General features: G+C 60.7%; 18 protein-coding genes. 10 read left to right on the forward strand and 8 right to left on the reverse strand.

Going from position 1 to position 20805, the window contains the following annotated elements:
* Nucleotides 1-78 precede the first annotated feature (78 nt).
* The gene (zigA, locus tag QMX91_RS04470) at nt 79-1284 is read left to right on the forward strand and encodes a zinc metallochaperone GTPase ZigA (protein WP_027610333.1); all 1206 of its coding nucleotides are present in this window, start codon (nt 79-81) and stop codon (nt 1282-1284) included.
* Nucleotides 1284-1934: a DUF1826 domain-containing protein gene (locus tag QMX91_RS04475; protein WP_139055067.1), complete on the forward strand. Its 651-nt coding sequence runs from the start codon at nt 1284-1286 to the stop codon at nt 1932-1934. The genes zigA and QMX91_RS04475 overlap by 1 nt, the downstream gene beginning before the upstream one ends.
* 4 nt (nt 1935-1938) lie before the next feature.
* Here QMX91_RS04475 and QMX91_RS04480 read toward each other — a convergent pair whose 3' ends face one another.
* Nucleotides 1939-2295 (reverse strand): hypothetical protein, encoded by a 357-nt coding sequence (locus QMX91_RS04480; RefSeq protein ID WP_027610335.1) that lies wholly within the window; start codon nt 2293-2295, stop codon nt 1939-1941.
* A gap of 28 nt (nt 2296-2323) precedes the next feature.
* On the opposite strand from QMX91_RS04480, the gene QMX91_RS04485 reads away from it, so the two are divergent.
* The gene (locus QMX91_RS04485) at nt 2324-3295 is read left to right on the forward strand and encodes a CobW family GTP-binding protein (RefSeq protein WP_282412319.1); all 972 of its coding nucleotides are present in this window, start codon (nt 2324-2326) and stop codon (nt 3293-3295) included.
* A 1-nt stretch (nt 3296) separates the two neighbouring features.
* Here QMX91_RS04485 and QMX91_RS04490 read toward each other — a convergent pair whose 3' ends face one another.
* Nucleotides 3297-3710: a DUF3301 domain-containing protein gene (locus tag QMX91_RS04490; RefSeq protein WP_282412320.1), complete on the reverse strand. Its 414-nt coding sequence runs from the start codon at nt 3708-3710 to the stop codon at nt 3297-3299.
* Between the two features lie 117 nt (nt 3711-3827).
* Here QMX91_RS04490 and pdxY point away from each other — a divergent pair, with 117 nt between their 5' ends.
* Nucleotides 3828-4700, forward strand: coding sequence for a pyridoxal kinase PdxY (pdxY, locus tag QMX91_RS04495; RefSeq protein WP_027610337.1), 873 nt, complete (start codon nt 3828-3830; stop codon nt 4698-4700).
* A 135-nt stretch (nt 4701-4835) separates the two neighbouring features.
* Here the strand turns inward: pdxY and QMX91_RS04500 are convergent, their stop codons facing one another.
* On the reverse strand, nt 4836-5318 hold the full coding sequence (locus QMX91_RS04500) for an acyl-CoA thioesterase (RefSeq protein ID WP_041073853.1): 483 nt from the start codon (nt 5316-5318) through the stop codon (nt 4836-4838).
* Between the two features lie 282 nt (nt 5319-5600).
* On the opposite strand from QMX91_RS04500, the gene QMX91_RS04505 reads away from it, so the two are divergent.
* Nucleotides 5601-7364 (forward strand): cation:proton antiporter, encoded by a 1764-nt coding sequence (locus QMX91_RS04505; RefSeq protein WP_007960872.1) that lies wholly within the window; start codon nt 5601-5603, stop codon nt 7362-7364.
* 21 nt (nt 7365-7385) lie between these two features.
* On the opposite strand, the gene QMX91_RS04510 is transcribed toward QMX91_RS04505, so the two are convergent.
* The 4 genes from QMX91_RS04510 to uvrD form a co-directional block, all read right to left on the reverse strand.
* Nucleotides 7386-7793 (reverse strand): SMI1/KNR4 family protein, encoded by a 408-nt coding sequence (locus QMX91_RS04510; RefSeq protein WP_047596914.1) that lies wholly within the window; start codon nt 7791-7793, stop codon nt 7386-7388.
* A 137-nt stretch (nt 7794-7930) separates the two neighbouring features.
* Complete coding sequence (locus QMX91_RS04515) at nt 7931-8806, reverse strand: Tim44 domain-containing protein (RefSeq protein WP_007962237.1); 876 nt, start codon at nt 8804-8806, stop codon at nt 7931-7933.
* Nucleotides 8807-8982: 176 nt separating this feature from the next.
* Nucleotides 8983-9423, reverse strand: coding sequence for an EamA family transporter (locus QMX91_RS04520; RefSeq protein ID WP_027610340.1), 441 nt, complete (start codon nt 9421-9423; stop codon nt 8983-8985).
* A gap of 144 nt (nt 9424-9567) precedes the next feature.
* Complete coding sequence (uvrD, locus tag QMX91_RS04525) at nt 9568-11751, reverse strand: DNA helicase II (protein ID WP_041073860.1); 2184 nt, start codon at nt 11749-11751, stop codon at nt 9568-9570.
* A 201-nt stretch (nt 11752-11952) separates the two neighbouring features.
* On the opposite strand from uvrD, the gene QMX91_RS04530 reads away from it, so the two are divergent.
* The 3 genes from QMX91_RS04530 (at nt 11953) to QMX91_RS04540 (ending at nt 16322) form a co-directional block, all read left to right on the forward strand.
* On the forward strand, nt 11953-14883 hold the full coding sequence (locus QMX91_RS04530) for a GGDEF domain-containing phosphodiesterase (RefSeq protein WP_210556271.1): 2931 nt from the start codon (nt 11953-11955) through the stop codon (nt 14881-14883).
* A 127-nt stretch (nt 14884-15010) separates the two neighbouring features.
* Nucleotides 15011-15877 carry a transcriptional regulator HexR gene (gene hexR / locus QMX91_RS04535; RefSeq protein ID WP_007962240.1) on the forward strand — a complete coding sequence of 289 codons (867 nt, stop codon included), beginning with the start codon at nt 15011-15013 and terminating at the stop codon, nt 15875-15877.
* A gap of 232 nt (nt 15878-16109) precedes the next feature.
* A complete protein-coding gene (locus tag QMX91_RS04540) occupies nt 16110-16322 on the forward strand; it encodes a hypothetical protein (RefSeq protein WP_027610343.1) in 213 nt (70 codons plus the stop codon).
* Here QMX91_RS04540 and QMX91_RS04545 read toward each other — a convergent pair.
* A complete protein-coding gene (locus QMX91_RS04545) occupies nt 16264-17226 on the reverse strand; it encodes a LysR family transcriptional regulator (protein WP_027610344.1) in 963 nt (320 codons plus the stop codon). The two genes, QMX91_RS04540 and QMX91_RS04545, sit on opposite strands and share 59 nt — an antisense overlap.
* A 190-nt stretch (nt 17227-17416) precedes the next feature.
* Between QMX91_RS04545 and QMX91_RS04550 the strand changes: the two genes are divergently transcribed.
* Complete coding sequence (locus QMX91_RS04550; RefSeq protein ID WP_027610345.1) at nt 17417-18832, forward strand: acetyl-CoA carboxylase biotin carboxylase subunit; 1416 nt, start codon at nt 17417-17419, stop codon at nt 18830-18832.
* Between the two features lie 11 nt (nt 18833-18843).
* The gene (gene oadA, locus QMX91_RS04555) at nt 18844-20652 is read left to right on the forward strand and encodes a sodium-extruding oxaloacetate decarboxylase subunit alpha (RefSeq protein ID WP_007962245.1); all 1809 of its coding nucleotides are present in this window, start codon (nt 18844-18846) and stop codon (nt 20650-20652) included.
* The last annotated feature ends 153 nt before the right edge of the window (nt 20653-20805 follow it).

Here is a 20805-nt window from a genome sequence, read left to right on the forward strand (position 1 = left end):
TTGAAGCTCTAGAGCGCGGTGCGCTACGCCAAACCAGGCCAAAACGCACATCGGCCACCACATGATGAGGATTATCCAATGTCATCACCGCTTCCCGTGACCGTTCTATCGGGCTTTCTCGGCGCCGGAAAAAGTACACTTTTGAATTACGTACTACGTAATCGAGAAGGCTTGCGTGTTGCGGTCATCGTTAACGATATGAGTGAGATCAACATTGATGGCAGCGAAGTCCAGCGTGATGTCAGCCTGAATCGTGCGGAAGAAAAGCTGGTGGAGATGAGCAACGGTTGTATCTGCTGTACGTTACGCGAAGACTTGCTCGAAGAAGTCAGCAAACTCGCCCGCGAAGGAAGATTCGATTACCTGCTCATCGAATCCACCGGGATTTCCGAACCGCTGCCGGTCGCCGAAACGTTTACCTTCCGCGATGAGCAGGGCCAGAGCCTTGCTGACGTCGCGCGGCTCGACACCATGGTGACGGTAGTCGACGGCGTGAATTTCCTCCTCGACTATCAGGCTGCCGAGAGCCTCGCGTCCCGAGGCGAGACCCTGGGCGATGAAGATGAACGCTCGATCACCGATCTGCTGATCGAACAAATCGAGTTCGCCGATGTACTGCTGATCAGCAAGATCGACCTCATCAGCCGCCAGGAGCGCGAAGAGCTGATGGCCATCCTCAAGCGTCTCAACGCCCAAGCGGAGATCATCCCGATGGTGATGGGCGAGGTGCCGCTGGAGAAAATCCTCAACACCGGGCGTTTCGATTTCGAGAAAGCCGCTCAGGCCCCAGGCTGGTTGCAGGAATTGCGCGGTGAGCACGTGCCGGAAACCACGGAATACGGTATCGCCTCGACGGCCTACCGCGCACGCCGTCCGTTCCATCCGCAGCGCTTTTTCGACTTCATCGATCGTCCATGGCCGAACGGCAAACTGCTGCGCTCCAAAGGCTTCTTCTGGCTCGCCAGCAAACCCTCCGACGCAGGCAGTTGGTCGCAGGCCGGCGGTTTGATGCGCCATGGTTTCGCCGGTCGCTGGTGGCGTTTCGTGCCGAAAAACCAATGGCCGCAGGATCAGGAAAGTACCGCAGCGATCATGGAGAACTGGACACCGAGCGTTGGAGATTGTCGTCAGGAGCTGGTATTCATCGGCCAGAACATCGACTTCGTACAGCTCAAGTCGGAGCTCGACGCCTGCCTGCTGACTGATGAAGAAATGGCCATTGGCGCAGATGGTTGGCGCAGGCTGCCGGACCCGTTCGGCCCTTGGCACGAAGAGGCCGCCTGATGCTTGCGCTCAAACTGCAGCAAAACCGGGTGCGCCATCAGCATCAGGGGGCGACGCCGAAAACGCTGGCGCGAATCCTCGAAGACGACGTCAATCTCGCGGTCTGGCAGCGCCAACTGCCGCTGCACATCGCCGATTTCGCAGAGTTGCTGCTCTCGCTCAACGAGCCTTTGGCGGAATCACTGTGCATCGAATTGCCGAATGAAGACGCCGACCCTGATCTGCAAGGACTGGCCACCGGGTTCCGTGATCTGCAAGGCTACGAGGGCTTCATCGCGGACCTGCAATGGCTGGTGAGTGCCTTCGCCTGTCTGCTGGGCGCTCGCCGCATCGGTTTGCGCCTGCGGGTGTTGGACAAAGCCATGTGCCCACGCTTCCATGTCGATCATGTGCCGGTGCGCTTGATAACCACCTATGCCGGAATTGGCAGCCAATGGCTCAAGGAAGGGGTGATGGATCGCGAGCAGTTGGGCCAGGCCAACGCTGAGCCACACGGCATGAGTCAAATCCAGCAACTCAAGCGTGGTGACGTGGCGTTATTGAAAGGTGAGAAGTGGCACGGCAACGAAGGCTTCGGCCTGATTCATCGTTCCCCGCAACCGGCGCCGGGCGAACGACGGCTGCTGCTGACCCTCGACTGGCTCGGTTGACGGCTCAAGGCTTGAGCCATTTGCCCTGGCTCTGGCCTTCGCAGTACGGCTGTAAATACGCCGCGTCGGAGGCGACGCCGTAATAGTGGATATCCTGGCGATAGGGCATATTGGCGACTTGCGCGTTGCTGCACACGCCGAACGCGCCGCTCGGGCATTGATCGACGTACTGCACCTCGACTTTCTGCCCGGCCAGGGTCGGTTGGCAGAAGCCGTCGCTAAACAGCTTCTCGGGAATATTGCGGTTCTGCTGGCAGACTTTGACGTCGAGCCGCTCGCCCTGGCTGTGCACCACGCAAGCCTGGGCCCATGCTTCGCTCGACAGCAGCGTCAACAGCAACGACCATCCCATCCAACGCATGTCCAATCCCCTCAGAAAACGCCCAGTCATGTTGCAGAACATTCCTACCCATGTCATCGCCGGCCCTTTGGGCGCTGGCAAGACCAGCCTGATTCGCCAGCTCATGGCCCAACGGCCGGACGGCGAGCGCTGGGCGGTGCTGATCAACGAGTTCGGTCAGATCGGCCTCGATGCCGCGTTGCTGACACGCGACGCCGATGGTATCGCACTGGGCGAGGTCGCCGGAGGGTGTCTGTGTTGCGTGAATGGTGCGCCGTTTCAGATCGGCCTCGGCCGTTTGCTGCGCAAGGCCAGGCCGGATCGACTGTTCATCGAGCCGTCCGGGCTGGGCCATCCGGCGCAGTTGCTCAAGCAGTTAAGCGAAGCACCGTGGTTGGGTGTACTGGCGCTGCAGCCCTGTGTGTTAGTGCTGGATGCCCAGGCGCTGGCCGCCGGGAAAGCCTTGCCGCCCGCTCAGCAGGAGGCTTTGGCCAGCGCCGGCCTGCTGTTGCTGAACAAGGCAGAAAGTCTGGATGAGGCTGCACGGCAGACCATCGTCGAGCGTTTGCCGGCAGTCAAAATGACCTGGACGCAGCAGGCGCAACTGCCGTTGAGCGAGCTGCCGGGTGTGGCTGCGCAAGCGGGGGCTGCGGTGGATAACCTTGTTGTGCCCGAGGGATCGGGACCGATTCCGGCGATCTGGAGCGACCCGGCATCGCCGATCTGCCTGAGTCAGGCACAGGAGGGCGGTTGGAGCATCGGCTGGCGTTGGCACCCGGGACAGACGTTCGATACGCAACGTCTGAGCCAATGGCTGCAGAGCCTGGACTGGCGGCGGGCCAAACTGGTTATCCACAGCGCCGAGGGCTGGGTGTCGGCCAATGCCGTGGATAACGCCGAACTGGATTGGCAACCGAGTGAGTGGCGACGGGATTCACGTATAGAGCTGATCTTTGCCGATGCACAACGTATCGATGCTTTGCAGTCAGGCCTGACGCAATGCCGGGTGCCGGCGGGTTAGCTCAAGGCTTCCACTTGTTGTGTTCCTGCCGCCACTGGCTCAGTTCGATCACTTCGGCCCGTGGGCGGGTAACTTCGACCACCGGCGGCGTATCGTCGAACGGCGCCGGGTAGGGCGCCAGTTCGATTTGCGCACTGTGCGCGCCGAACTGGGTGATGGTGCCGTTGTGCCGGGATTCACCGGTCACGGTGAACTCGAAGTTATAGACCCGGGCCAGGCGCCGCCGCCCGCTGGCGTCCTTGATCAGACCGATTTTTTTCAACGCGACGTTACCGTCCAGCAGTTCGACGCCGACGTTGATGCAATGCTGCTTGACCCGCTCCAGCGCCCGCTCGCGCAAGCCGTGGTTGTGCCATAACCATGCGCCGGCAGCGGCGAACAGCATCAGCACGAAGATGTTTTCGAGGGTCAGCATCAACAGGAAACTCCAAAAGATAAGCTCAGCTTAACTGCGTCGCCGGTCTGTCGTACAGGCTGTGTTTCGTCGCATACTGCGCGGCTTGAATTTCAATCGTTTTACGGAATAACCCGAATGAAACGTACGCCTCATCTGCTCGCCATTCAGTCCCATGTGGTCTTCGGCCACGCCGGCAACAGCGCCGCCGTGTTTCCGATGCAGCGGGTCGGGGTGAATGTCTGGCCGCTCAACACCGTGCAGTTTTCCAATCACACCCAGTACGGGCAGTGGGCCGGTGAAGTGCTGGCGCCGCACCAGATCCCCGAACTGGTCGAAGGCATTGCCGCCATTGGCGAGCTGGGCAATTGCGACGCCGTGCTTTCCGGTTATCTGGGCAGCGCGGCGCAGGGCCGGGCAATTCTCAGTGGCGTCGAGCGCATCAAGTCGGTCAATCCGAAGGCGTTGTACCTGTGCGACCCGGTGATGGGTCATCCGGAGAAGGGCTGCAGTGTGCCGGCCGAAGTCAGCGATTTCCTGCTGGAAGAAGCCGCTGCGGTGGCGGACATCATGTGCCCGAACCAACTGGAGCTGGACAGCTTCTCCGGGCGCAAGCCGCAGTCGCTGTTCGATTGTCTGGCGATGGCTCGGGCGTTGCTGGCACGTGGGCCGAAAGCGGTGCTGGTCAAGCATCTGGATTATCCGGGCAAGCCGGCGGACGGTTTCGAGATGTTGTTAGTGACCGCAGATGAAAGCTGGCACCTGCGCCGTCCGTTGCTGGCGTTTCCGCGTCAGCCGGTGGGTGTCGGCGATCTGACTTCCGGTTTGTTCCTCGCGCGGGTACTGCTCGGCGACAGTCTGGTGGCGGCGTTTGAGTTCACCGCAGCGGCGGTGCATGAGGTGCTGCTGGAAACCCAGGCGTGTGCCAGTTACGAGCTGCAACTGGTGCGAGCGCAGGACCGGATTGCGCATCCGCGGGTGAAGTTCGAGGCGACGGCGATCAGTCTGTAAGACCGCGTTACACCCATTCGCGAGCAAGCCCGCTCCCACCTTCGACCGCGTTCTCATGGGAGGACTGCGATTCAATGTGGGAGCGGGCTTGCTCGCGAAGGCTATCTGTAAAGCGACATCATTCCAAAGGGCTGATCAGGCGTCGCCCTTGATCTCCTGATAACGCTTTTCCAGCTCCTGACGAATCTGCCGACGCTGCTGCGCCTGCATGTAGCGGCGCTTGTCTTCGCTGTTCTGCGGTTGTAGCGGCGGCACGGGGGCCGGTTTACGCTGGTCATCCACCGCAACCATGGTGAAGAAGCAGCTGTTGGTGTGGCGTACCGAGCGCTCGCGGATGTTTTCGGTCACCACTTTGATGCCGACTTCCATCGAGGTGTTGCCGGTGTAGTTGACCGACGCGAGGAAGGTCACCAGTTCGCCGACATGGATCGGCTCGCGGAAAATCACCTGATCCACCGACAGCGTTACCACGTAGCGGCCGGCATAGCGGCTCGCACAGGCGTAGGCCACTTCGTCGAGGTATTTGAGCAGGGTACCGCCGTGGACATTGCCAGAGAAGTTGGCCATGTCGGGGGTCATCAATACCGTCATCGACAGTTGGGCGTTTCCGGGTTCCATAACGTTCTCACGGATCAAGGCTGGATGGCTGGACGCACCTCTGCGGGTGCCTGGTGGTTTTTTCAAAAGCACCGTTATCGGGACGCCAGACGACTGGCTGCCGTCACGCCGCGACCGATCTGTTTCCTTATATTGCACCGCCTTCCAGCCGGAAGTCGCGGTGTTAACCTGCAAAAGGCCCTGCCCAAGGGCAATTCCTACACGAAAAGCGGATTTTTACCCAGCTCGCTCAGACCTTTCTGAAGTCTGACGGCGGGTCACGTCATACAAGGAGCCCACACCATGCATGCCATCAGCTTTATTCAGGACCTGGCAGTGATCATGTTGGTCGCAGGTGTGGTCACCGTGCTGTTTCACCGCTTCAAGCAGCCGGTGGTGCTCGGTTACATCGTCGCCGGTTTCATCATCGGCCCGCACACACCGCCGTTCGGCCTGATCCACGACGAAGAAACCATCAAGACCCTCGCCGAGCTGGGGGTGATTTTCCTGATGTTCTGCCTCGGGCTGGAATTCAGCCTGCGCAAGTTGTTCAAGGTTGGCGCCACGGCGTTTATCGCGGCATTCCTCGAAATCGTCCTGATGATCTGGATCGGCTACGAAATCGGCCGCTGGTTCGACTGGAACACCATGGACTCGCTGTTCCTCGGCGCGATCCTCGCCATCTCCTCAACCACCATCATCGTCAAGGCGCTCAACGACCTGAAGATGAAAAACGAGCGCTTTGCGCAGCTGATCTTCGGCGTACTGATCGTCGAGGACATCCTCGGCATTGGCATCATCGCCTTGCTGTCGAGCATCGCGGTCAGCGGCACGGTCAGCTCCGGCGAAGTGTTCTCCACGGTCGGCAAACTGTCGCTGTTCATGATCGTCGCGCTGGTGGTCGGCATTTTGCTGGTACCGCGTCTGCTGGCGTATGTCGCCAAATTCGAAAGCAACGAGATGCTGCTGATTACCGTGCTGGGCTTGTGTTTCGGCTTCTGCCTGCTGGTGGTCAAGCTCGAATACAGCATGGTGCTCGGCGCCTTCCTGATCGGCGCGATCATGGCCGAGTCGCGGCAGTTGCTGAAGATCGAACGGCTGATCGAGCCGGTTCGCGACCTGTTCAGTGCAATCTTCTTCGTCGCCATCGGCCTGATGCTCGATCCTATGATCCTGCTGCAATACGCGTGGCCGATTGCAGTCATTACCGTGGCGGTGGTGCTCGGCAAGATGTTGTCCTGCGGCCTCGGGGCGTTTATCGCCGGCAATGACGGACGCACCTCACTGCGTGTGGGGATGGGGCTGTCACAGATTGGCGAATTTTCCTTCATCATCGCCGCGCTCGGGATGACGCTGCAGGTCACCAGCAACTTTCTGTATCCCGTCGCGGTGGCGGTGTCGGTGATCACCACGCTGCTGACGCCGTATCTGATCCGTGCGGCCGATCCGCTGTCGATCAAGCTCTCGGCGGCAGTGCCCAAGCGTCTGGGCCGGGTGTTCGGCATGTATGGCGAATGGCTGCGCAGCATTCAACCGCAAGGCGAGGGCGCGATGCTGGCGGCGATGATCCGGCGGATCCTGTTGCAGGTCGGGGTCAATCTGGCGCTGGTGATCGCGATCTTCTTCAGCGGCGCGTTCTTCGCCGGACGGTTGTCGGTGTGGATGCAGGACTGGATCGCTGATCCGAGCTGGCAGAAGGCGTTGATCTGGGGCGGGGCACTGCTGCTGTCGCTGCCGTTCCTGATTGCGGCGTATCGCAAGCTCAAGGCGCTGTCGATGCTGCTGGCGGAGATGGGCGTGAAGCCGGAGATGGCCGGGCGTCACACGCAGCGAGTGCGTCGGGTGATCTCCGAAGTGATCCCGATCCTCTCGCTGCTGGTGATCTTCCTGCTGTTGGCAGCCTTGTCGGCCAGTATCCTGCCGACCAACAAGTTGCTGGTGCTGGTCGCCGTGGTCGCGGCCGCCGTGGCGGCGCTGCTCTGGCGCTGGTTCATCCGCGTGCACACGCGGATGCAGGTGGCCCTGCTGGAAACCCTCGACAACCACAAGGAGTCGTCGGGGCACTGACCGGCCCGGGCATCCGGCTAATCAGCTCTCCAGCCAGACATCCCGCGCCCAATGCCACACCGATTCCCAGGACTCTTCGGTGATCAGCTCTTCTTCGCCGGACCACAGCACCACGGTGCCGTCTTCTTCGACGCAGTAGTAGTTGTCGCCGTCCTGGCAGATCGGGATCAGGTCGCGCGGTACGCCGATGTCCCAGGCGTTGGCCGCGACATCCGGCAGGTAGGTGTGTGATTGCGGGTCGGTGACGGTCACCGGCTCGAGGCTGCCGTACACCACGTCGCTGACGGTCAGCAGAAACTCTTTGAAGACGAACGGGATGTTGATGAAGAGTTCTTCTTCGATTTCCACCAATTGGTCTTCGTCGGGCAACTCCAGGGGAACCGGTACGGGTTCGTTGGCTTCGCGCAGTTGTTCGATGATTTCTTCCACGTCCGGGATCCTCTTGCTTGAATGGCGCGGTTTATATGGGCCGGTTTATACAGTAGCTCGCTATAGATGCAACTGCGAAATAGAAAACCCCGGCCGAGGCCGGGGTTTTTATTACCACATGCGTAACGCGCAGGGGATCAGCCGTTCTGGCGGATACCGGCCACCAGCCAAGGCTGGTTTTCGCCCTGCGGACGTTCCATGTTCCAGCTTTCGCTGAACACTTCGCCCTGGTCGAAACGCGAGGTCTTCGACACACCGCTGAAGGTCAGGGTGGCGATGGTCTTGTCGGCACGATCATCCACGCCGTCCAGCTGCACCTGCAAGTTGTCGATGTAGGTCGACTGGAAGCCGTCGCCCAGGTCCGCACGCTCACGCTTTAGGAAGTCGAGCATTTGCGGGGTCACGAACTCAGCAATCTTGTCCATTTCGTTGGCGTCCCAGTGCTGCTGCAGCGACTGGAAGTGGCTGCGCGCAGCGGCAAGGAAGTTCTGCTCGTTGAACCAGGCCGGTGCGTTGATCACCGGACGAGCGGCAACCGGCGCGGCCGAACCACCGAAGATCGAACCCATGGCGGCAGGCTTCTGCTCGAACACTTCACGCTGCATCGGCGCGCCGGCCGGAGCCAGGTGCTCCTGCTGCTTGCGTCGACGCGCAGCGATGAAGCGGAAGATCACGAACGCGATCACGGCCATGATCAGAATGTCGAAGATCTGCATGCCCTGGAAGCCGCCGCCCATGAACATGGAAGCGAGCAGGCCACCGGCGGCGATACCGGCCAGAGGGCCGAGCCATTTAGAAGCGCCGCCAGCCTTGGCCGCGGCACCGGCAGCGCCGGCTGCACCAGCGGTCGCTGCTGCGCCGCCCATGCCTGGGGAAGAAGGAGCCATCTGGCTGGTCTGGTGCGTCGGCGCAGCGCCGGCGCTTTTGCCACCACCAAAGCGCTTGGCGTTGGCGTCGAGGCTCATCGTCAGGCCGATGCACAACGCCATGGCGATGCTAAGAAAACGTTTCATAAAGGGAATTCCCGTTTGTGGAGACACGCGCGCCATGTTGCACAGCTGAAGTGTTACTGGCTAGCGAGAGAGTGTTTCGGGCTTTTGCCTGACAGCTTAGGTTCAGCTCCATCGAAGCAATAAGGCCATGTACTTTTGTCTGTAGGAAAATGGGATAGGTTCAGCGGGAAACCTGCTTATCGACGCAACGCCAGCATTACCACACCGGCGGTGATCAGGCCGATGCCGCCCCATTGGCGCAGGTCGAGTTTCTCGCCCAGCAGGATCACGCCGAGCACCGCCACCAGTACCACGCTGAGCTTGTCCACTGGCGCGACCAGCGAAGCTGGGCCGACTTTCAGCGCGCGGAAGTAACACAGCCACGATGCGCCGGTACCCAGGCCAGATAACAGCAGGAACAAGTAGCTCTTGGCGGAAATTGATCCCAATGACTGATATTGGCCCGTCGCGTACAAAATCAAGGCCAGGCTGACCAGGACCACGATGGTGCGCAGCAGGGTAGCGAAGTCGGAATTGACGTTTTCGATGCCGATCTTGGCGAAGATCGCCGTCAGCGCGGCGAAAGTCGCCGAGAGCAAGGCCCAGAATGTCCAGGAAGAAAAGAAGCCTGAGCCCATGGAAATATCCTTAAAGATGAGCCGACACAAAGCCTTGTAGGAGTGAGCCTGCTCGCGATGAGGGCGTGTCAGACAATAAATATATTGAATGATAAATCGCTATCGCGAGCAGGCTCACTCCTACAGAAGCAATCGAGCAAGGCGTTAAATGGCTTCCAGCTTCGCGTACCCCAGCATCAGCCACTTGCTGCCTTCGCTGAAGTTCACCTGCACCCGCGCCTGCGCGCCGGAACCTTCGAAGTTGAGGATCACGCCGTCGCCGAAGATCGAATGGCGCACGGCCTGACCGAGGCTGAAGCCGGTTTCCGGGATCTCGCTACCGCTGAACAGGTTGCTGCCGCTCATCGACTGGTTGCCGCCGAATGGTCGGCTGACACTGTTCGACAGGCGCACTTCCTGAATCAGCCCCTTCGGCACTTCACGGACGAAACGCGAGACCTTGTTGTAGGTTTCACTGCCGTACAGGCGTCGGGTTTCAGCATAGGTCATCACCAGATTCTGCATGGCACGGGTGATGCCCACATAGGCCAGGCGGCGCTCCTCTTCCAGACGACCCGGTTCCTCCAGGCTCATCTTGTGCGGGAACAGGCCCTCTTCCATGCCCACCAGGAACACGTAAGGAAATTCCAGGCCCTTGGCGCTGTGCAGGGTCATCAGCTGAATGCTGTCTTCGTGTTCGTCGGCCTGAGTGTCGCCGGCTTCCAGCGAAGCGTGGCCGAGGAACGCCGCCAGCGGCGTCAGCTCTTCGTCTTCTTCGGTGTTCTCGAAGTTGCGCGCGGCGCTGACCAGCTCCTCAAGGTTTTCCACCCGGGCCTGGCCTTTCTCGCCTTTTTCCGCTTCGTGATAGGCGATCAGCCCCGATTGCTCAATGACGGTCTGGGTCATCAGATGCAGCGGCATCTCCATGCACTTGGCGGCAAGGTTCTCGATCAGCTCGATAAACGCACCCAAGGCGCCGGCAGCGCGACCGGTCAGGCCTTTATTGGCGACCAGTTGGCGCATCGCTTCCCACATTGATACATCGCTGTGGCGAGCATGGTCGCGGATCGCTTCGACGGTTTTTTCGCCAATGCCGCGGGCCGGGACGTTGATCACCCGCTCCAGTGCGGCGTCGTTGCCACGGCCTTCAAGTAAACGCAGGTAGGCCATGGCGTTCTTGATTTCCGCGCGTTCGAAGAAGCGCTGGCCGCCATAGATGCGGTACGGAATGCGTTCGCGCAGCAAGGCTTCTTCGAGAACGCGCGATTGGGCGTTGGAGCGGTAGAGAATTGCGATATCGCTACGGGCCAAGCCGGTTTTCAGCGCGCTTTCGATGGTTTCGACAACGTAGCGTGCTTCGTCGTGTTCGTTGAACGCGGCGTACAGGTTAATCGCTTCACCGTCGCCACCGTCGGTCCACAGCTCTTTGCCGAGGCGCCCGGTGTTGTTCGCGATCAGGGCGTTGGCCGCCTTGAGGATGCCGGCGGTGGAGCGGTAGTTCTGCTCCAGGCGAATGGTCACCGAATCCGGGAAGTCGGACGAGTACTGATGAATGTTCTCGATTTTCGCCCCGCGCCAGCCGTAGATCGACTGGTCGTCGTCGCCGACCACCATCAGGCTGTCGCCGCCCTTGCCCAGTAGGCGCAACCAGGCGTACTGCACGGCGTTGGTGTCCTGGAACTCGTCGACGAGGATATGACGGAAGCGCTTCTGATAGTGCGCCAGCAGACCCGGGTGATCGCGCCACAGGTCGAGGGCGCGCAGCAGCAGTTCGGAGAAGTCGATGACGCCGGCGCGCTGGCAGGCCGCCTCGTAAGCTTCGTAAATGCCGCGCATGGTCGCCAGGTACAAGTCGCCGCTGGCCTGAATGTGTTGCGGACGCAGACCTTCGTCTTTCTGCCCGTTGATGAACCACTGGGCCTGACGGGCTGGCCAGCGTTGTTCGTCCAGTCCCAGCTCGCGGATCACCCGCTTGACCAGCCGCTGCTGGTCGTCGCTGTCGAGAATCTGGAACGTCTGGCTCAACCCGGCTTCCTGCCAGTGCGCCCGCAGCAAGCGGTGCGCCAGGCCGTGGAAGGTACCGACCCACATCCCGGCCGGGTTGATACCCAGCAACTGCTCGATGCGATGACGCATCTCGGCAGCGGCCTTGTTGGTGAAGGTCACCGACAGAATGGAGTGGGGCGAGGCGTTTTCGACCTGGATCAACCAGGCGATACGGTGCACCAGCACTCGGGTTTTACCGGAACCGGCACCGGCCAGGACCAACTGACGGCCAACGGGGGCTGCTACGGCCTGGCGTTGGGCATCGTTGAGGGAGTTCAGCAGAAGGGAGAGATCATCGCGCATCGGGGCATTCTAGGGTGCGCCGCAGGCCCGGGCAAACCGAGCTTTGCATTAGCCGATGAAAGCGCCGTCGATGACGACCGGTCGGTCACTGGCTACAGGCTTCGGCCCGCCTCACTCTGCGGGTTTTGCCAGTGATCGGACGGCGGAAAGTTTCCGGAAAATTATGATCTGGAGCAGTTTGGCAAAGGGGTTGGCTTGTGTATGCTCCGTCCACGTTTCGGGCCCATGCTCACTCTTATAAGAACAACAACATTGCACAAGACCCTCAGCTCAGACCTGTCGGGCCCCTCTGTGGAACCCCGGGTCATCCGCAAGCATTACGCCACCGAAATGGCGGTCGAACGCACGCGCCTGCTGTATCAGGGCTCGCTGCTGCCGACGATGTTCATGTTACTCAATGGTCTGGTCTGCGCCGCTTTGCTCTGGAGCCCGCAGCGCTATTTCGTGGTCAGCATCTGGCTGGTCTGGTTGTTGTCGCTGGTGGCACTGCGGGTGATTCAGGTCGCCGCGTTCGATTCGGCGATCCCGGATCGCCAGGCCCAGCCGATCTGGTTTCGCATGTTCCTGCTCGGCTCGACCATGACCGGTCTGACCCTGGCCGGTGCCGGCATCGCCCTGGTGCCCGCCGACAACTTCATGCAGCAAGCCTGGGTGTTCGGCCTGATCGGTGCCGCGACGTTATCGGCCAGCGTTGCCTATGCCGTCAGCCTGCCGGCGTTTCTGTCCTTTACCTTGCCGTGCCTGCTGCCGGCGATAGGCTACCTGTTCTGGGGCGGTGATGAGCAGGCGCGCGGTTGGGGCTGGCTCGGGCTGATTCTGCTCGGTTCGCTAAGCGTGGTCGCCTGGCAGGTCAATCGGCTGATTGATCGCGGCTTGCTGCGGCGCTTTCAGAATCAGCACTTGATCGAGCACCTGCAGCAAGCGCAGAACCGCAGCGAGCAGCTCAATCAGGCGCTGGCCAAGGAGATCGAACAGCGGCGCTGTGCCGAGGGCCAATTGCGTGAAGCACAGATCGAGCTGGAAGACCGCGTGGCCCAGCGCAGCCGCGAGCTGGACGTGGCCAATCAGGCGCTGAGCAAAAGCGAAGCCCGTCTGGCCCTGGCGTTGAAGGCCAGTGAACTGGGGCTGTGGGACTGGAACCTGCAAACCGACGAAGTCCACCACACGCAGATTCAGGAGCTGTTCGGCCTCGCGCCGGAGTACGTCACGGCGATCTTGCGCGACCTCAAGCCACGCCTGCACCCGGAGGATGTGCCAGGGCTCAAGCAGGCGCTGATCGAACACCTGAAAGGGCGCACCGAGGACTATCAGATCGAATACCGCGTACGTCACGGCGACGGTCATTGGGTGTGGATCGAGGATCGCGGCCGCGCCGTGGAACGCAGCGACGCTGGCCGGGTGATCCGCATGGTCGGCACCCGGCGCGACATCAGCGCGAGCAAAAGCCTTGAAGAACAGCAGCGACTGGCGGCCACGGTGTTCGAAGCGGCCAGCGAAGGCATCGTCATTCTTGATCCGAACTACGCCTTGATCGCGATCAATCAGGCGTTCAGCCGCGTCACCGGTTATGACATCGAAGACATGCTCGGGCGCAACGTCGTCGAACTGCCATGCAGTCGTGATGCGCGGCGGCACTACGTCTCGATCCGCCACGCGTTGGAGCAGCACGGCAGTTGGCAGGGCGAACTGGTGGAAACCCGCAAGAACGGCGAGCTGTATCCGCAGTGGCTGCAACTCAACGCGGTGCGCGACAGTCGAGGAAATGTCAGCCATATCGTCGGCTTCTTCGCCGATCTATCGGCGCGGCGCGAATCCGAAGAGCGCATGCGCTTCTTGACGCATTACGATGAGCTGACCGGGCTGGCCAATCGCTCGCTGTTCCGCGAACGCCTGCACGAAGCCCATCAGCGCGTGCGTCAGGGCGGGCGCCGCAGTCTGGCGCTGCTGCACATCAATCTGGATCGCTTCAAATTGCTCAACGATAGCCTCGGCCACGAGGTGGCGGATCAGCTGTTGCAGAAAATGGCTCGACGCCTGGTCAACGCCTTGCCGGAGGCCGACACCATCGCCCGACTGTCCGGTGATGAATTTGCCGTGTTGTTCGATGCCTACGGCAACCTGTCGAGCCTGGCGCGGGTCGCCACGCGGCTGTCGAGCAAGCTGCGCCTGCCGTTGACGGTCGAAGGGCATGAACTGGTGGTCAGCGCCTCGATGGGCATCAGCATGCTGCCGGACAACGCCCGGGAAATCTCTGCGCTGGTCAGTCAGTCGAACATGGCCATGCAACACGCCAAGCATCTGGGCGGCAACAATTTCCAGTTCTACACCGACAGCCTGCAGGCCAGTACCCTTGAGCGCCTGCAACTGGAAAACCAACTGCGCAAAGCCATCGAAGACAAGCAGCTCAAGGTGTTCTACCAGCCGAAGCTGTGCCTGCAAACCGGGCGCCTGAATGCGGCGGAAGCGCTGGTGCGTTGGGATCATCCAAGCATGGGCCGGGTGCCGCCGGGGGACTTCATCGGTCTGGCCGAGGAAACCGGACTGATCGGCCCGATCGGCGAGTTTGTGCTGCGCCAGGCCTGCTGGCAGGCGTGCGAGTGGCAGCGGCAAGGGCTGGAGCCGATTCGGGTATCGGTGAACCTGTCGGTGCATCAACTGCGTCAGGGCAAACTGGTCAGCCTGGTGCGCCAGGTGCTGGAGGAAACCGGGCTGGCGCCGCACTACCTCGAACTGGAACTCACCGAGAGCCAACTGCTCGACAGCGTCGAACACATCATCGCGACCTTCCAGCAATTACGCGATCTGGGGGTGAAGCTGGCGATCGATGACTTCGGCACCGGCTATTCGTCGCTGAGTTACCTGAAACGAATTCCGGTGGATTACGTGAAGATCGATCAGGCGTTCATTCGCGGACTGGGGCAGGGCAGCGAGGATGCCGCGATCACCCGGGCGATCATTGCCATGGCGCACGGGCTGTCGTTGAAAGTGGTGGCTGAAGGCGTCGAGCGGCAAGAACAGCTGGAATTTTTACGTGCTGAACGCTGCGACGAAGTGCAGGGGTATCTGATCAGTCGCCCAGTGGAGGCTGAGCGTCTGGCCGGGCTTTTGCGCGAACAGGGAAATCCGCTTTAAGGGCTACATGCACTCCATCGCGCCTGATACGGGGACATGGAGTTACGCATTGAGCAGGCAAAAAGCCAATTCATGTAGTATAACTACAAGCGTGCTACATCCTTGCCCATAAGAAGAGTCCAGCCCCTTGAATCTGCTGCAACACATCGCCCAGTCACGTCACCTGTTACGCAAGTCGGAGCTCAAGGTCGCCGACCACGTGCTGCTTGACCCTGCGGCCGTGATGCACAGTTCCATGGCCGACCTGGCCCACAGCGTCGGCATCAGCGAGCCGACCATTGTGCGTTTCTGCCGGGCCATCGGCTGCTCCGGGTTTCAGGATCTCAAGCTGAAACTGGCGCAAAGCCTGGCCGCTGGTGCCAGCTTCGGTCAGTTCGCGATCCATGAGGACGACTCGGTCGCCGACTACAGCCTGAAAATTTTCGACACTACCCTGCACACTCTGATGGAGGTTCGCGAGAAGCTCGATCCGGTGGAATTGCAGCGTGCGGTGACGTTGATGTCCCAGGCCCAGCGTGTCGAGTTCTATGGCTTTGGTGCGTCAGGCGCGGTGGCGGCGGATGCGCAGCACAAGTTTTTCCGTCTGCTGCTGACGGCGGCGGCGTATTCCGACCCGCACATGCAGGCGATGTCGGCGGTGACCTTGAAGCCGACCGATGTGGCGATCTGCATTTCTCAGTCCGGGCGCTCCAAGGATCTGCTGATCACCGCCAACCTCGTTCGCGAGAGCGGCGCTTCGCTGATCACCTTGTGCCCGAGCCAGACACCGCTGGCCGAGCTGTCGACCGTCAACCTGGCGATCGATGTGCATGAAGACACCGAAATCTATACGCCGCTGACCTCGCGCATCGCCCATCTGGTGGTGATCGACGTGCTGGCCATGGGCGTGGCCATGGCGCGCGGGCCAAGTCTGGTCAATCACCTGAAGAGCGTGAAGCGCAGCCTGCGCAGCTTGCGGCTATCCCCCAAGGCCGTGAAAGCTCTGGACGATTAAAGCAAGGTCGTTCCGACCTTATTCGCGAGCAAGCCCGCTCCCACAGGGGATCTCTGGTGACCACAGATTTTGTGTCATATCGAGATCAAATGTGGGAGCGGGCTTGCTCGCGAAAGCGTCCTCAATAGCACCGCAATCGGCAAAGTTTCATCGCACTGTCATCCCTGCGCAGCCAAACCGTCATCCGTCCCGCCTATCGTGAAACTCCCGTACTCGCCTTGGGAGACTCGAAATGGCTCAGCCCTACGAAGAACGCAACAGCGCCGCGAAAACCCGTCGTCAGCAGGAAGACCAGCGCCGCATGGAATTCCGTCGCGCGATCGAAGATCGCTTCGAACTTCGTCAGCTTCAAAGCGAAATCAGCGATTTTCCCGAGGACATCGAACTCAACTACTGGCAGGCAGCGCCCGCAGCTTCCCGTCGAAGCGTTCAACCAGCGCGCTGATCTGCACCCGTTCGCTGCGGATAAACGCCAGGAAGGCGTGCGCCACCGGTGACAGGCGTTTGGCCTTGGCTTGCACCAGGCACCAGCTGCGAAACAGCGGCAACTCTTCGACCGGCAGCTCGACCAGGCCGCCGGTCGCCAGCTCCAGGTTCAGGGCGTGGCGCGTCAACAGCGCCAGGCCCAGACCCGCCACTACGCATTCGCGCTGGGCTTCAGCCGAGGCCACTTCCTGGGTCTGGGTGAAGTGCACGCGTTTCTCCTTGAAATACTCTTCACAGGCCAGCCGCGTACCCGAACCGGGTTCGCGGATCAGCAGCGTGTAAGGTTCAAGATCCTGCAAACGCAGCGGTCCCATGTGTGCCAACGGATGGTCCGGGCGCGCCACGGCAACAATCGGATTGTTGAGAAACGGCAGAAATTCCAGGCCCATGTCCTGCGGCACCATCGACATGATCACCAGATCATCGCGATTGTCCGAGAGGCGGCGAATCACCTGGCCTCGGTTGACCACGGTCAGTTGCAGGTTCACTTCCGGGTGCTGGCGCTTGAACGCGGCGAACAGGTGCGGCACGAAGTATTTAGCGCTGGATTCCACCGCAAGTTTCAGTTGCCCCTGCAGCGAGCCCTGCATGTCCGACAGCTGCATGTCGAGGTTTTCCAGGCGGCCGAAGATGTCCCGGCTGGCGCGCTGCAGGGCTTCGGCGGCCTCGGTCATGTAGAGTTTTTTGCCGACATAATCGAATAATGGCTGCCCGATCAGCTCTTCCAGCTGACGAATCTGTAGGCTGACGGCCGGTTGTGTCAGAGACATTTCATCGGCTGCGCGGCTGTAGGAACGTAAATCACACACTTCGTTGAAGATCTGCAACTGGCGTAATGTCATACGCATCAAGGACTTACGCATTTTTTATAGGCTCTGACGGCAGGCTGATGGTTTAACTATAAGTCTTTGCTTATGCCTGACCCAATTTTTATTCATTTTTGTTAATCCATTGTGAGGGCTAGTGTGGGGCTGCGACTAAATTGAAACATTTAGTCACGCGTCGACCTGGGTCTAGCAGGTCGTGGTGCCACCGGCTCAAGGGAATTTCCAAGTGATAAAAAAGATCCTGATCGCCAACCGTGGTGAGATTGCCGTACGAATCGTGCGAGCCTGCGCCGAGATGGGCATTCGCTCGGTAGCGATTTTTTCTGACGCCGATCGCCATGCCCTGCATGTGAAGCGTGCGGACGAAGCCCACAGCATCGGTGCCGAGCCACTGGCCGGCTACCTCAACCCGCGCAAGCTGGTGAACCTGGCGGTGGAAACCGGTTGCGATGCATTGCACCCCGGTTACGGCTTTCTCTCGGAAAATGCCGAGTTGGCAGACATCTGCGCCGAACGTGGAATCAAATTCATCGGCCCGTCGGCAGAAGTCATTCGCCGCATGGGCGACAAGACCGAAGCCCGGCGCAGCATGATCAAGGCCGGTGTGCCGGTCACCCCGGGCACCGAAGGCAACGTGTCGGGTATCGAAGAAGCCCTGACCGAGGGCGACCGAATCGGTTACCCGGTGATGCTCAAGGCCACCTCCGGTGGTGGCGGGCGCGGCATTCGTCGCTGCAACAGCCGCGAAGAACTCGAACAGAACTTCCCTCGGGTGATCTCCGAAGCGACCAAGGCCTTCGGTTCGGCAGAAGTGTTCCTGGAAAAATGTATCGTCAATCCCAAGCACATCGAAGCGCAGATCCTCGGCGACAGCTTCGGCAACGTCGTGCACCTGTTCGAGCGTGACTGCTCGATCCAGCGCCGCAACCAGAAGCTCATCGAAATCGCCCCGAGCCCGCAACTGACCCCGGAACAGCGCGCCTACATCGGCGACCTGTCGGTGCGTGCGGCCAAGGCTGTGGGCTACGAGAACGCCGGCACCGTGGAGTTCCTGCTCGCCGAGGGCGAGGTGTACTTCATGGAGATGAACACCCGGGTGCAGGTGGAGCACACCATCACCGAAGAAATCACCGGGATCGATATCGTCCGCGAACAGATCCGCATCGCCTCCGGCCTGCCGCTGTCGGTGAAGCAGGAAGACATTCAGCATCGTGGTTTCGCGTTGCAGTTCCGCATCAACGCTGAGGATCCGAAAAACAACTTCCTGCCGAGCTTCGGCAAGATCACCCGCTACTACGCCCCTGGCGGCCCCGGCGTGCGCACCGACACGGCGATCTACACCGGCTACACCATTCCGCCGTTCTACGACTCGATGTGCCTGAAACTGGTGGTCTGGGCGCTGACCTGGGAAGAGGCAATGGACCGTGGCTTGCGGGCGCTGGACGACATGCGCCTGCAAGGCGTGAAGACCACCGCCGCGTACTACCAGGAAATCCTGCGCAACCCGGAATTCCGTAGCGGCCAGTTCAATACCAGCTTCGTGGAAAGCCATCCTGAACTGACCAACTACTCGATCAAGCGCAAACCCGAAGAGCTGGCCCTGGCCATCGCCGCCGCCATCGCCGCCCACGCAGGCCTGTGAGGAATACAACAATGTCCAAGAAAATTTTCGTAACCGACACCATCCTGCGCGACGCTCACCAATCGCTGCTCGCCACCCGCATGCGCACTGAAGACATGCTGCCGATCTGTGACAAGCTCGATAAGGTCGGCTACTGGTCGCTGGAGTGCTGGGGCGGTGCGACGTTCGACGCCTGCGTGCGCTTTCTGAAAGAAGACCCGTGGGAGCGTCTGCGCCAACTGCGCGCCGCGCTGCCCAACACTCGTCTGCAAATGCTCCTGCGTGGGCAGAACCTGCTCGGCTATCGCCACTACAGCGACGACGTGGTCAAAGCTTTCGTTGCCAAGGCTGCGGTCAACGGCATCGACGTTTTCCGCATCTTCGACGCGATGAACGACGTGCGTAACCTGCGCGTGGCCATCGAAGCGGTGAAGGCTGCTGGCAAACACGCCCAGGGCACCATCGCTTACACCACCAGCCCGGTGCACACCATCGACGCGTTTGTGGCGCAAGCCAAGCAGATGGAAGCCATGGGTTGCGACTCGGTGGCGATCAAGGACATGGCCGGTCTGCTCACGCCATACGCCACCGGCGAACTGGTTCGCGCACTGAAAGCCGAGCAGTCGCTGCCAGTGTTCATCCACTCGCATGACACGGCTGGTCTGGCGGCGATGTGCCAATTGAAAGCCATCGAAAACGGTGCCGATCACATTGATACCGCGATCTCCAGCTTCGCCTCGGGCACCAGCCATCCAGGCACCGAGTCGATGGTTGCTGCGCTTAAAGGCACCGAGTACGACACCGGTCTGAACCTGGAACTGCTGCAGGAGATCGGTCTGTACTTCTACGCCGTGCGCAAGAAGTACCACCAGTTCGAAAGCGAGTTCACCGCCGTCGATACCCGTGTGCAAGTCAACCAGGTACCCGGCGGGATGATCTCCAACCTCGCCAACCAGCTGAAAGAGCAGGGCGCACTGAACCGCATGGCCGAAGTGCTGGCGGAAATCCCGCGTGTACGGGAAGACCTCGGTTTCCCGCCACTGGTGACGCCGACTTCGCAGATCGTCGGCACCCAGGCGTTCTTCAACGTGCTGGCCGGTGAGCGCTACAAGACCATCACCAACGAAGTGAAGCTGTACCTGCAAGGCGGCTACGGCAAGGCGCCGGGCGTGGTTAACGAGAAGCTGCGCCGTCAGGCCATCGGCAGCGAAGAGGTGATCGACGTACGTCCGGCCGATCTGCTCAAGCCGGAAATGACCAAGCTGCGTGCCGACATCGGTGCGCTGGCCAAGTCCGAAGAAGACGTGCTGACTTTCGCCATGTTCCCGGACATCGGCCGCAAGTTCCTCGAAGAGCGTGCCGCCGGCACCCTCGTTCCGGAAGTGCTGTTGCCGATCCCTGAGGCCGGTGGTGTGGCGAAGGCCGGCGGCGAAGGCGTGCCGACCGAGTTTGTCATCGACGTCCACGGCGAAACCTACCGCGTCGACATCACCGGTGTCGGCGTGAAGGCCGAAGGCAAGCGTCACTTCTACCTGTCCATCGACGGCATGCCGGAAGAAGTGGTGTTCGAACCGCTCAACGAATTCGTCGGCGGTGGCAGCAGCAAACGCAAACAAGCATCGGCACCGGGCCACGTCAGCACCACCATGCCGGGCAACATCGTCGATGTGCTGGTCAAGGAGGGCGACACCGTCAAGGCCGGTCAGGCGGTGCTGATCACCGAAGCGATGAAGATGGAAACCGAAGTTCAGGCAGCGATTGCCGGCAAGGTCACCGCCATCCATGTGGCTAAGGGCGACCGGGTGAATCCTGGCGAAATCCTGATCGAGATCGAAGGCTGAGATAACTGCCGCGATCCAACGCTTTAAACCTCGGGGGGGCATGTGCTCCCCTTTTTTTTGCCTGCAATTTATCTGCACCAAGGCCCTTTGCAGAGGTGAGCCTGCTCGCGATAGCGGTGTATTGGTTTCTACGTACGTCGACTGATCTACCGC

This window comes from Pseudomonas sp. PS01299, from assembly GCF_029960145.1.
GTDB classification, from domain to species: Bacteria; Pseudomonadota; Gammaproteobacteria; order Pseudomonadales; family Pseudomonadaceae; genus Aquipseudomonas; species Aquipseudomonas putida_A.